Annotated in this window: 14 protein-coding genes; 10 read left to right on the forward strand and 4 right to left on the reverse strand. The window is 70.4% G+C overall.

Annotated features, from left to right (window positions below):
• The 4 genes from NS331_RS21495 to NS331_RS21510 form a co-directional block, all read left to right on the forward strand.
• The coding region (locus NS331_RS21495) for an ethanolamine ammonia-lyase subunit EutB (protein ID WP_058643989.1) at window positions 1-1,337 on the forward strand (1,337 nt) is incomplete at its 5' end.
• Window positions 1,334-2,125, forward strand: coding sequence for an ethanolamine ammonia-lyase subunit EutC (gene eutC / locus NS331_RS21500; protein WP_058643990.1), 792 nt, complete (start codon window positions 1,334-1,336; stop codon window positions 2,123-2,125). The genes NS331_RS21495 and eutC, both read left to right, overlap by 4 nt.
• Window positions 2,126-2,395: 270 nt before the next feature.
• Window positions 2,396-2,998 (forward strand): peroxidase-related enzyme, encoded by a 603-nt coding sequence (locus tag NS331_RS21505; protein ID WP_058643991.1) that lies wholly within the window; start codon window positions 2,396-2,398, stop codon window positions 2,996-2,998.
• Window positions 2,999-3,097: 99 nt separating this feature from the next.
• Window positions 3,098-3,721 (forward strand): biliverdin-producing heme oxygenase, encoded by a 624-nt coding sequence (locus tag NS331_RS21510; protein ID WP_058643992.1) that lies wholly within the window; start codon window positions 3,098-3,100, stop codon window positions 3,719-3,721.
• Between the two features lie 19 nt (window positions 3,722-3,740).
• Here the strand turns inward: NS331_RS21510 and NS331_RS21515 are convergent, their stop codons facing one another.
• Both NS331_RS21515 and NS331_RS21520 read right to left on the reverse strand, forming a co-directional pair.
• Window positions 3,741-5,486 (reverse strand): phosphoethanolamine transferase, encoded by a 1,746-nt coding sequence (locus tag NS331_RS21515; protein ID WP_082702679.1) that lies wholly within the window; start codon window positions 5,484-5,486, stop codon window positions 3,741-3,743.
• Window positions 5,487-5,499: 13 nt separating this feature from the next.
• The gene (locus NS331_RS21520) at window positions 5,500-6,168 is read right to left on the reverse strand and encodes a phosphatase PAP2 family protein (protein WP_242873851.1); all 669 of its coding nucleotides are present in this window, start codon (window positions 6,166-6,168) and stop codon (window positions 5,500-5,502) included.
• 157 nt (window positions 6,169-6,325) lie between these two features.
• Between NS331_RS21520 and NS331_RS21525 the strand changes: the two genes are divergently transcribed.
• Together NS331_RS21525 and NS331_RS21530 are read left to right on the forward strand one after the other, a co-directional pair.
• Complete coding sequence (locus NS331_RS21525) at window positions 6,326-7,021, forward strand: winged helix-turn-helix domain-containing protein (protein WP_058643994.1); 696 nt, start codon at window positions 6,326-6,328, stop codon at window positions 7,019-7,021.
• Between the two features lie 79 nt (window positions 7,022-7,100).
• Window positions 7,101-8,432, forward strand: a complete 1,332-nt coding sequence (locus NS331_RS21530) for a sensor histidine kinase (protein WP_058644001.1) — start codon at window positions 7,101-7,103, stop codon at window positions 8,430-8,432.
• Between the two features lie 3 nt (window positions 8,433-8,435).
• Here NS331_RS21530 and NS331_RS21535 read toward each other — a convergent pair whose 3' ends face one another.
• Complete coding sequence (locus NS331_RS21535; protein WP_058643995.1) at window positions 8,436-8,858, reverse strand: acyl-CoA thioesterase; 423 nt, start codon at window positions 8,856-8,858, stop codon at window positions 8,436-8,438.
• Between the two features lie 162 nt (window positions 8,859-9,020).
• Here NS331_RS21535 and NS331_RS21540 point away from each other — a divergent pair, with 162 nt between their 5' ends.
• A complete protein-coding gene (locus tag NS331_RS21540) occupies window positions 9,021-10,724 on the forward strand; it encodes an electron transfer flavoprotein-ubiquinone oxidoreductase (protein WP_058643996.1) in 1,704 nt (567 codons plus the stop codon).
• Between the two features lie 63 nt (window positions 10,725-10,787).
• Here the strand turns inward: NS331_RS21540 and NS331_RS21545 are convergent, their stop codons facing one another.
• A complete protein-coding gene (locus NS331_RS21545; RefSeq protein WP_058643997.1) occupies window positions 10,788-12,089 on the reverse strand; it encodes an MFS transporter in 1,302 nt (433 codons plus the stop codon).
• 278 nt (window positions 12,090-12,367) lie between these two features.
• Here NS331_RS21545 and NS331_RS21550 point away from each other — a divergent pair, with 278 nt between their 5' ends.
• The 3 genes from NS331_RS21550 to NS331_RS21560 form a co-directional block, all read left to right on the forward strand.
• Window positions 12,368-13,339 (forward strand): TRAP transporter substrate-binding protein, encoded by a 972-nt coding sequence (locus NS331_RS21550; RefSeq protein ID WP_058643998.1) that lies wholly within the window; start codon window positions 12,368-12,370, stop codon window positions 13,337-13,339.
• A gap of 233 nt (window positions 13,340-13,572) precedes the next feature.
• Entirely contained in the window at window positions 13,573-14,085 is a 513-nt protein-coding gene (locus NS331_RS21555) for a TRAP transporter small permease (RefSeq protein WP_058643999.1), read from the forward strand.
• Window positions 14,086-14,101: 16 nt separating this feature from the next.
• Window positions 14,102-14,837: TRAP transporter large permease (locus tag NS331_RS21560; RefSeq protein ID WP_153012973.1), on the forward strand; the 736-nt coding region annotated here is incomplete at its 3' end.

The raw sequence follows: 14,837 nt of genomic DNA on the forward strand, positions 1-14,837 counted from the left end.
CCTGCGCCAGCCCGGCGCGCTCGGGCGACTACCTGGCCGGCATCGGCGCCGCCACGGCCCAGCAGCGCATGGCGGCCCGCCACGTGCTGGCGGACACGCCGCTGCGCCAGTTCCTGACCGAGGCGCTGATTCCCTACGAGACCGACAACATCACCCGCCTGATCGTCGACGGCCACGATGCCGCGGCTTTCGCACCGGTGGTCCATCTCACGGTCGGCGACTTCCGCAACTGGCTGCTCTCCGACGCGGCCGACACCGCCGTGCTGAGCGCGCTGGCGCCCGGCCTGACGCCCGAGATGGTGGCCGCCGTCTCCAAGCTGATGCGCAACCAGGACCTGATCGCCGTCGCCCGCAAGTGCCGGGTGACCAGCCGGTTCCGCAACACCATCGGCCTGCCCGGCCACCTGGCCGTGCGGCTGCAGCCCAACCATCCGACCGACGACCTGAAAGGCATCGCCGCCTCCATGCTGGACGGCCTGCTCTACGGCGCCGGCGATGCGGTCATCGGCGTCAACCCGGTGTCCGACAGCCTGCCGGTGCTGGAGCGGCTGCAGCACATGCTGGCGGACGTGATCGGCCAGTTCGGCATTCCCACCCAGAGCTGCGTGCTGACCCACGTCACCAACACCCTGGAACTGATGGCGCGGGGCACGCCGGTGGACCTCGTGTTCCAGTCCATCGCCGGCACCGAGCAGGCCAACCTGTCCTTCGGCGTCACGCCCGCGCTGCTGGACGAGGCCTGCGACGCCGCCCGCGCCCTCGGCCGCGGCACGCTGGGCGACAACGTCATGTATTTCGAGACCGGCCAGGGCAGCGCCCTGTCGGCCAACGCGCACCACGGCGTGGACCAGCAGACCTGCGAGGCGCGCGCCTATGCGCTGGCCCGCCGCTACCGGCCGCTGCTGGTCAACACGGTGGTGGGCTTCATCGGGCCGGAATACCTGTTCGACGGCAAGCAGATCATCCGCGCCGGCCTGGAAGACCATTTCTGCGGCAAGCTGATGGGCCTGCCCATCGGCTGCGACGTCTGTTACACCAACCATGCCGAGGCCGACCAGGATGACATGGACACGCTGCTGGTGCTGCTGGCCACCGCCGGCCTCACCTTCCTGATCGGCGTGCCGGGTGCCGACGACGTGATGCTGAACTACCAGAGCACCTCCTTCCACGACGCCCTCTTCCTGCGCGACACCCTGGGCCTGAAGCGCGCGCCCGAATTCGAGGCCTGGCTGCAGCGCATGGGCATCACGGGCGAGGACGGCCGGCTGCGCCGTGGCGGCAGCCCCGCGCTGCTGCAGGGCATGGAGCGGCTGCGGATCGCCGGAGCGCGGGCATGAGCGACGCCACGCCCTCCCCCCTCATCCACGACGGCTGGCAGGCCTGGCGCGCCGCGACGCCGGCCCGGCTGGCCCTGGGCCGCGCGGGCAGCGGCATGCCCACGGACGAGACGCTGCGCTTCGGCTGGGCGCATGCCATGGCGCGCGACGCGATCCATGCCGCGCTGGATTCGCAGGCGCTGGCCGCGGCACTCGCGCAGGACGGCTGGCCGGTGCGGCATGTGAAGAGCCAGGCGCCCGACCGCGCGACCTACCTGCGCCGGCCCGACCTGGGCCGCCGCCTGGACCCGGCCGATGCCGACGCGCTGCGCGGCGCTGCGCCGCCCGCCTGCGACCTCTGCCTGGTGGTGGGCGACGGCTTGTCCTCGCTGGCCATCGAGCGGCATGCGCGGCCGCTGCTCGCCGCGCTGCGTGCCCAGCTGCCGGCCGGCCTGGCGCTGGCGCCCGTCGTCATCGCCACCCAGGCCCGCGTGGCGCTGGCGGACGAGGTGGGCGAGGCGCTGGGCGCGCGGCTGGCCGCCATCCTGATCGGCGAGCGGCCCGGGCTCTCCAGCCCGGACAGCCTGGGCATCTACCTCACGCATGCGCCGCGCCGCGGTCTGCACGATGCGCAGCGCAACTGCATCTCCAATGTGCGGCCCGAAGGCCTGGGCTACGACGCTGCCGCCTTCAAGCTGGCCTGGCTGGTGCGCGAGGCCCTGCGCCGGGGGCTCACCGGCGTGGAGCTCAAGGACGAGAGCGAACTCGCCGTGCTGGGCGACGCGCCGGCATCGGCGCGCCTGGGCTGAACAGCCCGGTGCTGCGCTTCAACGCAGCAGGCTCAGGCCCTGGGCCAGCCCGACGGCCAGGCCGCCGGCGTTGATGATCAGACCGAGGATGCGACGGGGGGTGGTGGCGGTGTTCATGGACATGAATGCTAGGCATTCGCATCCACGGCGTGAAGTTGAAGCTGCTCATCGCACCGATAGCCAAATGCGGCCTGCGCACCGCCAACGCCCGTGCTGCCTATGATGGCAACGACCGTTCCGGCACCGCACAACGACAGGAGACATCACGCCATGAGCCACCGCTATCCGCTCGCCGAACTCGACCAGGTGCCCGAGGACATCCGGGCCCGCATCCTTGCGGTGCAGGAAAAGGCCGGCTTCGTGCCCAACGTCTTTCTGGCCCTGGCCCGACGGCCCGCCGAATGGCGGGCCTTCTTCGCCTACCACGATGCGCTGATGGAGCCCGAGAGCGTGGGCCGGCGCAGCAGCCTGAGCAAGGGCGACCGCGAGATGATCGTGACCGCCACCAGCGCGGCCAACCAGTGCCTCTACTGCGTGGTGGCCCATGGCGCGCTGCTGCGCATCTACGAGAAGAAGCCGCTGGTGGCCGACCAGGTGGCCGTCAACTGGCGCAAGGCCGACGTCACCGGGCGCCAGCGCGCGATGCTGGCCTTCGCCATGAAGGTCTGCGAGCGGTCGCACGAGGTCGAGGAGGCCGACTTCCAGGCGCTGCACGCCCACGGCTTCGACGACGAGGACATCTGGGACATCGCCGCCATCACCGCCTTCTTCGGGCTGTCGAACCGGCTGGCCAGCTTCAGCGGCATGCAGCCGAATCCGGAATTCTTCCTGATGGGCCGGGTGCCGCGCGACAAGGCGGCCAAGGGCGGCTGAGGCCGCACGGTCGCACGGTGCCGGGCAGCCGGCAAGACCGTACGGCGGCCCGGCTTCGGCGGCGCTGCCTATGATCGGTGCCCCCTGCTCGCCGCCCGCATGACCGAACACGCCACCGCCCCCACCTCTTCGCCCGACGCCGGCACCGATCCGCTGGCACGCCTGCGCGCCGCCACGGCCCAGCTCCATGCCGAACTGGATGCGGGCCTGCCGCTCGCGCGCGACCGCGCCGGGCCACGCGATTACCAGCAGCACCTGGCCCTGCTGCGGACCTGGGTGGGCCTGCTGCGGGACGGCGGCGCCCGGCTGGCGCTGCTGGACGAGGAAGCCGTGGCCCTCGATGCGGAACTGGCCGAGTGCGAGCGGGTGACGGGCCGGCGCGCGCCCGTCGTCGCCATGCCCGCGGCGGCGCAGCCGGCGCTGCAGGCGGACGGTGCCGACTGGGGGCTGGCCTATGTGCTGCAGGGTTCCAGGCTTGGTGGCCAGGTGCTCTACAAGCGGCTCGCCCAGGCCATGGCGCCGCTGCGGCTGGGTTACCTGCAGGGCGCCGGCGGCGCCACCGGCGCACGATGGAAGGCCTTCGTCGCCCAGCTGAAGACGGAACTCGCGGACCAGCCGGCCCGCACGGAGGCGGCCGTGCAGGCCGCCCGCCAGGCCTTCGAGCTGCTGCTGGCCTGCCACCGGGCGATGGACGGCGGCACAGTTGCGCCGGCCCGCCACTGAGCGTGCGTCGGTAACGGTCCTAGCCTGCCGAGGTGGCCGGGTGCGCGCCGCGCGCTTCCCGGCAACCGGCGAAGGCATCCAGCGCCGGCTGGTAGGTGGGGCTCTTCACGTCCACCAGCCCCATCACCGTGTGGTACAGGTTGTCGTGCGTGAGCGGCATGTCCACGTGGGCGCGCAGACAGGCGTCCTGCACGCCGGTGCGCCCGCCCAGACCGCCATCCAGCCAGGCGACGAAGGGCACGTGCTTCTGCACTTCCGGCGCAAAGGCATAGGGCACGCCGTGCAGGAACAAGCCGTATTCGCCCAGCGACTCGCCGTGGTCGCTCAGGTACACCAGGCCGGTGTCGAAGCGCTCATGCCGGGCCTTGAGCCAGTCGATGGTCTGGCCCAGGAAGCGGTCGGTGTAGGCGATGGAGTTGTCGTAGGCATTGAGCAGTTCGCTGTGCGCGCAGTCGGCCAGCGTCACGGTGCGGCACTCGGGCTGGTAGGGCTTGGCATCGGCCGGCGAGCGCTTGTAGTAGGCCGGGCCATGGCTGCCCAACTCGTGCATGACCAGCACCACGCCCCGCGCCACGCGCTCGGGCGGCAGCGCCGCGATGCGGGCGTCCAAGCCGTCTAGCATCACCTCGTCCAGGCATTCGTCCTCGCTGCACAGTCGGGGATGGGCCGCCACCTGCGCGGCGTCGTTGGCGGCGGCATGCGGCACGCGGTCGCACACGCCCTTGCAGCCCGACTGGTTGTCGACCCACAGCACGGCCAGGCCGGCCGCCTGCAGCACGTCGAGCAGGTTCTCGTAGTCCTGCGAACGGCCCTCGTACGCGTGCTTGCCCAGGTGCGAGAACATGCAGGGCACCGAGGCCGCGGTGTTGGTGCCGCAGGAGTGCATGTCGCGAAAGCTCACCACGCCGCGCGCCTTGAGCTGCGGCGTGGTGTCGCGCGCATAGCCGTTGAGGCCGAAATGGTCGGCCCGGGCCGTCTCGCCCACCACCAGCAGCAGCAGGCGCGGCCGGGCCTGGCCGGCATAGCTGGCGCCCAGCGCCGCGCCGCCGCTGATCGGCACCAGTTGCCGGCTGCGGTGCAGCATCGGCCGCGAGGCCGCCATGCCGAATGAATAGACGCTGGCCAGCGGATTCATCATGTATCGCAGGTGCGGCTGGTTGCGCATGAGCGGTGCCAGCTGGCGCGACATGGCCATGCCGCCACCCACGGCCGCCGCCACGGCCAGCACGAACAGCAGCGCATTGCGCCACAGGGCCTGCAGCGGACGCTGCGGCCGCACCGGCACCATCCAGAGCCACCAGGCCGCGGGCAAGGCCACCACGAGCACATCCACCAGCATGCGCAGGCTGAACAGGTCGCGCGCCTCGCCCGGGTCGGTCTGCAGCACGTTGAGGGCCATGGACGGGTCCATCACCATGCGGTAGGTCGCCATGTAGTGCTGCACCACGGCCGCCAGCAGCACCAGGCCGAACCACAGCGGCTTGGCATGGCGCGACCAGGCAGTGAGCGACAGCAGCGCCACCAGCCCTGCCGCCAGCAGCCAGGCCATGCCGGCCACGTCCGGCAGGTAGAGGCTGGGCGCGCCGCCCAGGCGGGCCAGCTCGGTCCACAGCGGCCAGTTGGTGGCGGCCAGCAGATAGGCCGTGAGGATCAGGACGATCTGCTGCGGCGACCGCGGCGCCAGCAGGCCGCTGCCGGTGGGCGTGGGCGCGAGCGGATGGGAGGGCAGCACGATCGGCCGGCCGAAGGAGGTGGTGGGACGCATGGGTCGGATCGGTTCAGGTCGGGCGCTGCACCGCATGGGCAGCGACGACGGGTGCGGGCTGGCGCCGGGTGCGGTGCATCAGGGCGTCGACCGCCCAGCCGGTGCTCCAGCAGACCCAGGCGCTCCAGAGGGTGTGGCTGAGGAAATGCGCCCCGCGCAGCTGCTGCGCCAGGCCGAAGACCAGCCCGCCCGCCAGCGCCGCCGCCAGCCAGGCCGCGGCCAGCCGGGGAACATGGCGGCGCCAGACGAACCAGCCGCCGACGAAGCCGAAGGCCGCCGAGGCATGGCCGGCGGGAAAGCAGTGGCCCGGGCCGCCGTCCGCCACACCCAGCCGCCAGTGCGACACCTGGGCCGCCACGCCGCCGAAGGCCTGCAGGTCCCAGGGACAGCTGGTGAGGCTGTAGCGCTTGATGAGCGTCACGGCGCCCACGGCCGCCAGCATCGACAGCGGCAGCTGCCAGCGCTCGGCCATGCGCAGGCGCCGCCACGGGCCGACGGGCCACTTCACGGCGAGAAGCAGGCCGGCCGCCAGCAGCCAGGCGAGCGTCTTGCCGTCGCTGTGGAAGACCGTGGTCAGCAGCGCGTCGTGGCGCAGCGGAAAACCCATCGGCGTGCCGACCAACTGCGCCAGGCGCAGGTCCGCACCGCCGGCATCCCAGGCCACCAGGAGCGCGAAGGCCAAAAACGTGGCCAGCGCGACGGGCGAAGCAGAAGACTTTGACGGCATGATGACGCCCGCGATGCTAGGCAGGGGCCGTGAATGAAACCTGAAGCCTTCGCCCAGCTGACTTGCCGGCGGCCGCAGGCGACGCCACCGGCCCACCCCCTAGACTCCACCCATGCGCATTCTTCTCGTCGAGGACGACCTGCACCTGTCCGATGCCGTGTGCAGCTACCTGCGGGCCAAGGCCTTCATCGTCGATGCCGTGCCCAGCCTGGAGGGCGCCCGCGCCGCCCTGGCCGGTGCGCGCTACGCGGCCGTGCTGCTGGACCTGCACCTGACCGACGGCGACGGCCTGCAGCTGATGCCCGGCCTGCGCACGCTGCCCGAGCGGCCCATCGTCATCGTTCTCACCGCGCGCGACCAGGTCAGCGACCGCATCCGCGGCCTCGACGCGGGTGCCGACGACTACCTCACCAAGCCCTACGACCCCGCCGAGCTGCTGGCGCGCCTGCGCGCCGTGGAGCGCCGGCGCAGCAGCGTGGAATCGGCCACCGTGCGCCTGGGTGCGCTGGAGATCGACCTGGGCAACGACCAGGTCCGCGTGCAGGGCACGCCGGTCACGCTGACGCAGAAGGAATGGGCGCTGCTGCGCGTGATGGCGAGCCGGCCCGAGCGCATCCACAGCCGCGAGGCGCTGCTCGATGCGCTCTACGGCTTCGACGACGACACCGACAGCAACACGCTGGAGGTCTTCGTCAGCCGGCTGCGGCGCAAGCTGGGCCGCTCGCACATCCAGACCCTGCGTGGCCTGGGCTACCGGCTGGCCCCCGGCAACGACGCACCCGAGCCGGAGGCCGACGGTGCCGCCTGAGGCCGCCTCCGCCGGCGTCGGCGCCCCGCCCGCCGACCGCCCGGAGACCGCGGCCGACGCGGCCGGCACCGCCGCGCGCATCGCCGCCGCGCACAACTCGCTCGCCGGCCGGCTCACGCGCACGCTGATCCTGTCCGTGGGCGCCATCTGGCTGCTGTGCGTGCTGGCCGTGGTCTGGTACGTGGACCGGGAAATCAGCTTCAACTTCGACAACGAACTGGTCGAGGTGTCGCACCGCATGTTCGACATCGCAGTGGAGCAGTACGACAGCCTGTCGGAAGGCCACGTGCCGGCGCAGGCGCTGGTGGCGCCGCCGCCGCTGTTCATCCAGGACGAGGTGGTCTACCAGATGGTGGACGGCGGCACGCGGCCGCTGCTGCGCTCGTCCAACGCCCGGCCCGACTACTTCGACGTGCCGCTCGCGCCCGGCTTCGCCGTGACGCCGGACTGGCGCATCTACACCGTGCGCCATCCCACGCGCGACCTCTACCTGCAGGTGGCCGACCCCATCGCCGAGCGGCGCGAGGCGGTGGACCGCACACTCTTCGGCCTGATGGTGCCGCTGGCCACCGCGCTGCCGCTGCTGGGGCTGGTGCTGTGGCGCATCGCGCGGGCCGAGCTGCGGCCACTGCAGACGCTGGCCCAGGAGATCGCCCAGCGCGGCAGCACCGACCTGCGGCCCATCGAGCTGGCCGGGCTGCCCAAGGAACTGCGCTCGGTGAGCGACGACGTCAACCGCCTGCTGGAGCGCCTGGCCCATGCGCTGGACGTGGAACGCGCCCTGGCCGCCAATGCCGCCCACGAGCTGCGCACGCCGCTGGCCGCCGCCCGCCTGCGCCTGCAGACCGCGCTCGACCACGGCCTGGCGCGCAGCGACGTGGAGGCCGCCCTGGAAGCGCTGCGCCAGCTGAGCCACCGCGCCGAGAAGCTGCTGCAGCTGTCGCGCGCCGAATCCGCCGCCGCGCTGGCGCGCCGGCCGGTGGACCTGGTCAAGCTGGCCGGCACCGTGGCCGAGGAGTTCTGGCAGGACGCCCGCGCCGCCCAGCGCCTGGTGCTGCACCTGCCCGAGGAGGCGCTGGCGCCGGCCCAGGGCGACGTGGACGCCCTCGCCATCGCGCTGCGCAACCTGATCGAGAACGCGCTGCGCTATGCGCGCGAAGGCGTCGTGGACCTGGAAGTGGCCGCGCCGGCCACGCTCGTCGTGCGCGATGCGGGGCCGGGCGTGCCGCCCGAGCAACTCAAGGCCCTGCGCGAGCGCCACGTGCGGCAGACCGACGACCGCACCGGCTACGGGCTGGGGCTGTCCATCGTGTCCACCATCGCACAACAGCAGGGCGCAGCGCTGTCGCTGATCTCGCCGCCGCCGGGCCGCGGCTGCGGCTTCGAGGCGCGGCTGGTGCTGGGTAGCTGAGGCTCAGCCCGACACCAGCGCCCGCAACCAGTCCGGCAGGGGCCGTGCCTGCTGCGCCGGGAAGTCCACCCAGATCGTCGTCGCGCCACCGGCCGCGCAGATGAGGTCGGGCGCCTCGGCGCGGGCCATGGTGGCCCAGCTCTCGAAGGTGGTGCGTGCGGGGTCGCTCACGTACATGCGCAGCAGCACGTCGCCGGGGTACTCGATCTGGCGGTAAAAGTTGCAGAAGGCATTGACGATCACCATGCCCTCGCCCTTCGGGTCGGGCTGGAAGCCGATCGAGCGCATCCAGTCGATGCGGGCCGTCTCCATGTAGCGGAAGTAGCTGCCGTTGTTGAGGTGGCCCATGGCGTCCATGTCGCCCCAGCGGATGGGGATGGCCGTCTCGTACACCAGCTTCTTGTGTTCGGGAATCTCGATGCGCATGGCGACGCATCGTAGGCCCGCGCCCGGGGCCCGCGGCAGTGGTGTCGCCCTGCCCCGCAGTCACCCATGCGACTGGAGGCCGGCCCCTAGAATGCGCAATGCTTCACAGGCGCGCCAGCCCTGCGGCCGCGCCTCCTTCGAATCCACTCTCCGCCCCATCCGATGACACAAGAAGAGATCCTCGCCCAGTTCGGCCCGCGCGAAGCCATCGAGTACGACGTCGTGGTCGTCGGCGGCGGCCCGGCCGGCCTCTCGGCCGCCATCCGCCTCAAGCAGCTGGCCGCGCTCAACGACAAGGAAATCTCGGTCGTGGTGCTGGAGAAGGGCTCGGAGCCCGGCGCCCACATCCTGTCGGGCGCCATCATGGACCCGCGCGCGCTCACCGAGCTGATCCCCGACTGGCAGGCCAAGGGCGCACCGCTGAACCAGCCCGTCACGGCCGACACCTTCCTGCTCATGAGCGAGACGGGCGCCACGCGCGTGCCCAACTTCATGCTGCCGCCCAACTTCCACAACGACGGCAACTACATCGTCAGCCTGGGCAACGTCGTGCGCTGGCTGGCCACGCAGGCCGAGGAACTGGGCGTGGAGATCTTCCCCGGCTTCCCGGCCGCCGAGGTGCTCTACAACGACGATGGTTCCGTCAAGGGCGTGGCCACCGGCAACCTGGGCATCGGCAAGGACGGCGAGCCGACCGAGAACTTCCAGCTCGGCATGGAACTGCATGCCAAGTACACCCTCTTCGCCGAAGGCGCCCGCGGCCACCTGGGCCGCCAGCTCATCACCCGCTTCAAGCTCGACGACGGGCGCGATCCGCAGAGCTACGGCATCGGCATCAAGGAGCTGTGGGAGATCGACCCCGCCCGCCACGAGCCGGGCCTGGCGATCCACACGGCCGGCTGGCCATTGCCCAACGACACCTACGGCGGCTCCTTCGTCTACCACGCCGAGAACAACCAGCTGATCATCGGCTACGTGGTGGGCCTGGACTACCAGAACCCGCACCTGAGCCCCTTCGAGGAATTCCAGCGCTTCAAGACGCACCCCAACATCCGCTGGTACCTGGAAGGCCAGGACCAGGGCCTGAAGCCTGCCAAGCGCATCTCGTACGGTGCGCGGGCCATCACGGCCGGCGGCCTGCTGTCGCTGCCCAAGACGGTGTTCCCGGGCGGTGCGCTGATCGGCTGCGAGGCCGGCTACCTCAATGCCAGCCGCATCAAGGGCAGCCATGCCGCCATCAAGACCGGCATGCTGGCGGCCGACGCCGCCTTCGAGGCGGTGCAGGCGGGCCGCCAGTTCGACGAACTGTCGTCCTACCCCGAGGCCTTCGAGAAGAGCTGGCTGCACACCGAGCTGTACAAGGCGCGCAACTTCAAGCAGTGGTTCAAGAAGGGCCTGACGGTGGGCACGGTGATGACCGGCATCGAGCAGTTCGTGCTGCGCGGCCACATCCCCTGGACGATCCACCGCACCGAGGCCGACCACGCGCGCCTGAAGCCGGCGGCCGAGTGCAGGAAGATCGCCTACCCCAAGCCCGACGGCAAGCTCACCTTCGACCGGCTGAGCTCGGTGTTCATCAGCAACACCAACCACGAAGAGAACCAGCCGGCGCACCTGACGCTGAAGGACCCGACGGTGCCCACGCGCATCAACCTGCCCGAGTACGCCGGCCCCGAAAGCCGCTACTGCCCGGCGGGGGTGTACGAGTTCGTGCCCGACGAGGCGGCGGGCGGCGGCAAGGAGCGGCTGCAGATCAACGCGCAGAACTGCGTGCACTGCAAGACCTGCGACATCAAGGACCCGACGCAGAACATCGTGTGGGTCACGCCGGAGGGTGGCGGCGGGCCGAACTACACGGGGATGTGAAGCACGAAGGGCGCCGGCGGCGCCCTTTCTTATTGGGTCGATAAGAACCGCGCGCTGCCCTTCTCAATGCGCGACTGCCGGCGTCGCCGCCTGCTCGGCCCGCGCGTCGTGGCCGATCGCCAGCACCAGCACGAGGGCCAGCACCGACAGCAGCGCGAGGAACATCACGGCGAACACGTCGTTGCCCATGCGGTCGCGCAGCAGGCCGAAGATCGTCGGGCCGATGTAGCCGCCGAGGTTGCCGATGGCGTTGATCCAGGCGATGCCCGCCGCCGCGGCCACGCCGCTCAGAATGGCCGTGGGAAAGGTCCAGAACACCGGCAGCGCGCTGAAGATGCCGAAGGCGGCCAGCGTCACGGCCGCCATCTTGGGCACCGGCGCCGCGATGTTGGCCGCAGCCACCAGCCCGACGAAGATGCAGGCCAGCGGGATCAGCAGGAAGGCCTTGCGCTCGCGCCGCGCGTCCGAGGCGCGCGACCAGAACAGCATGGCGATGGCGCCCACCAGGTAGGGAAAGGCGTTGACGAAGCCCACCTCCACATTGCCCAGGCCGCCGAAGCCCTTGATGATCTGCGGCAGGAAGAAGCCCAGGCCGTACAGCGGCACCGTGATGCCCATGTAGATGAAGCCCATGGCGATGACGCGCCAGTTGCGCAGCGACTGGGTCCAGGAGATGGCATGCAGCGCCTCGCGGTTGCGGCGCTCGGCGGCCAGCGTGGTGGTGAGCCACTGCCGCTCCTCGTTCGTCAGCCACCTCGCCTCGGCCGGACCGTCGGGCAGGTACAGCAGCACCACGCCGGCCAGCACCAGCGCCGGCAGCGCCTCCAGGATGAACAGCCACTGCCAGCCGTGCAGGCCCATCGTGCCTTCCATGTTCAGGATGTAGCCGGAGATGGGCGAGCCGATCACCGTGGAAATGGGCACCGCGAACATGAACCAGCCCACAATGCGGGCCCGGTAGGCGGCCGGAAACCACAGCGTCAGGTAGAAGATGACGCCGGGAAAGAAGCCCGCCTCGGCCGCGCCCAGCAGGAAGCGCACGAGGTTGAAGCTGGTGGCGCCGCCCACGCCGGCCTGGATGGCCGACAGCAGCCCCCAGCTGAGCATGATGCGGGCGATCCAGCGCCGCGCGCCGAAGCGCTCCAGCGCCAGGTTGCTGGGCACCTCGAGCAGGAAGTAGGCGACGAAGAAGATGCCGGCGGCATTGCCGAACACGGTGCTGGTGAAGCCCAGGTCCCTGGACATGGAGGCGCCCGCGAAGCCCAGGTTGACCCGGTCCAGGTAGGCGATGAAGTAGCTGACCATGAGCAGCGGCAGCAGCCGCCAGCTCAGCTTGGACACGGTGCGCCGTGCGATGTCGTCCATGCGTTGTCTCCTGTTGTCGTCGAATGCGCGGCCCCGCGCCTGCTGGGCGGCCCCTCGGCCAGTATGGGCGCGGCCCTCGCCCGGCGTGCGGATTGCGTCAGCCCTTGGTCAGCCCCGGCGGCGCGGGCTGTCGCCCGCATGACCGCGCGCTGCGTCCGTGAAAGCACTGACGCAGCGCAGCATGCGGTCAGGGCATAGTCAGGCGCGCCTGCGCGCTCGCCTTTCTGCAGCAGCACACGACCCGCAGCCCCGCACCACAACATCACGTCGGAGACACCATGAAACTCGGCCACATCGCCGCTGCCGCCCTTGCGCTGGCCTGCGGCACGGGCGCCCTCGCCCAGACCACCACGCTCAAGATCGGCTATGCCACCTCGCCCGAGTCGCACTACGGCGTGGGTTCCAAGGTGTTCTGCGACGAGGTCGAGAAGGGCACCCAGGGCCGCTACAAGTGCCAGCATTTCCCCAACTCGGCGCTGGGTGGCGAGCGTGAGCAGATCGAGGCGATCCAGCTGGGCACGCAGGACCTGGTCAACACCTCCACCGGCCCGGTCGGCAACTTCGTGCCCGAGGTCAAGATCGTGGACGTGCCCTTCCTCTTCCGCGACTACGACCATGCGCGCAAGGTGATGGACGGGCCCACGGGCCAGGACATCCTGGCCAAGTTCCCGAGCAAGGGCATCGTCGCGCTGGCCTGGACGGAGAACGGCTTTCGCCACATGACCAATTCCAAGCGCGACATCGTCAAGCCCGAGGACGCCAAGGGCCTGAAGATGCGCACCATGGAGAACAAGGTGCACATGGACGGCTACCGCACCTTCGGCATCCTGCCCACGCCCATGGCCTTCCCCGAGCTGTTCGGCGCGCTGCAGCAGGGCACGGTGGACGGGCAGGAGAATCCCATTCCCGTGATCCTGGCGGCCAAGTTCTCGCAGGTGCAGAAGCACCTGTCGCTGACCGGCCACGTGTATTCGCCGGCCCTGCTGCTGCTGTCGCCCAAGGTCTGGAACAAGCTGTCCGATGGCGACAAGAAGGTCTTCGTCGAGGCCGCGAAAAAGGCCGCCGTGGCCCAGCGCAAAAAAGTCAACGAGGACGAGGCCAACGGCATCGCCATGCTGGAGTCGCAGGGCATGAAGGTGACCAAGAACGTGGACAAGGTGGCGTTCCAGGAGGCGCTCAAGCCCGCCTATGCCGGCTACGCCAAGGAGTTCGGCGCGGACAACCTGAAGAAGATCCAGGAGATTCGGTAAACCCCCAGCCTGCGCGGACTGCGTCCGCTCCGGCCACCCCCTTGCAGGGGGGCACACGCAGCGGCCCGGCAAAGCCGGTTCCGCGCGTGTTACCCGCATGGCCTGCTCCGCGGCCCTCTGATGCGCGCGGCGCAGGCCGAGCCTGGGTCCAGCAGGCGAATTGGGGCGCTTCCTTCTCTCCCTCGCGCTCGGCCCGGCCGGGCGTTCCTTCTTCTTGCAGACCTCTTCCAACAATGCAAGCCTTCGAGCGCGTCTTTCTCGCCGTCAACCGCTGGGTGCTGATCCTGCTGCTGGCGGCCATGTCGGTCATCGTCTTCACCAACGTGGTGCTGCGCTACACCACCAGCGAGTCCATCGAATGGGCCGAGGAGGTGTCGCGGCACATGATGATCTGGCTGACCTTCCTGGGGGCCGGGCCGGTGCTGCGCTACGGCGGCCACATCGCGGTGGAGAACCTGCAGGACGCCCTGCCCCGCGCCGGCGGCATCGCGCTGCGGGCCGTCGTGGCGGCGCTGCTGATGGCCTTCTTCGGCTTCATGGTCTGGTACGGCTGGCTGTACATGCAGCGCACCATGTTCCAGATGACGGCGGTGACGCAGATTCCCTTCGCCTACATCTACAGCGCCATGGCCATCGGCGGCGTGCTGCTGATCGTGCACTTCCTGTTCGTGATCAAGGGCTACGTGCTGCGGCGCGAGTTCGCGTCCGACGCGCATTTCGACGCCAACGCGTCGGCCTCGCTGTGAAGGACGCACGGCCATGATGGACCCGAGCTTCCTGCTGATCGCTTCTGCCTGCGGGTACCTGGCCATCGGCGTGCCGGTGGCCTTCGCGCTGGGCCTGGCCACGGCCACCACGCTGGTGCTGGCCGAGAACTATCCGCTGATGGTGCTGCTGAAGGAGACCTTCACCGGCATCGACAGCTTTCCGCTGATGGCGGTGCCCTTCTTCATCCTGGCAGCCGAACTGATGAGCGGCGGCTCGCTGACCGAGGTGCTGCTGCGCTTCGCCGGCCAGTTCGTGGGCCACAAGCGCGGCGGGCTCGGCTACACGAACGTGGTGTCGCTGACCTTCTTCTCGGGCATTTCGGGCTCGGCACTGGCCGACGCGGCCGGTCCCGGCGCGATGATGATCCGCATGATGGACAAGGCCGGCTACGACCGGGCCTACGCGGCGGCGCTCACCGCCTCCACCGCGATCGTGGGGCCGATCATCCCGCCCTCGATCATCATGATCATCTACGCCCTGCAGGACGAGACAGTGTCGGTGGGCCAGCTCTTCGTGGCCGGCATCGTGCCGGGCATCCTGATCGCGGTGGCCATGTGCGTGGTGAACTTCCATGTGTCCAAAAAGCGCAACTACAAGGGCGACGGCCGCCTGCCGCCGCTGCGCGAGGTGCTGCTGACGACCTGGAAGGCGCTGCCCGCCATCCTGCTGCCGGTGGTCATCCTGGGCGGCATGCGCGCGGGCTGGTTCACGCCCACCGAGGCCTCGGTGG

This window comes from Pseudacidovorax intermedius, assembly GCF_001476815.1.
GTDB classification, from domain to species: domain Bacteria; phylum Pseudomonadota; class Gammaproteobacteria; order Burkholderiales; family Burkholderiaceae_C; genus Xenophilus; species Xenophilus intermedius_A.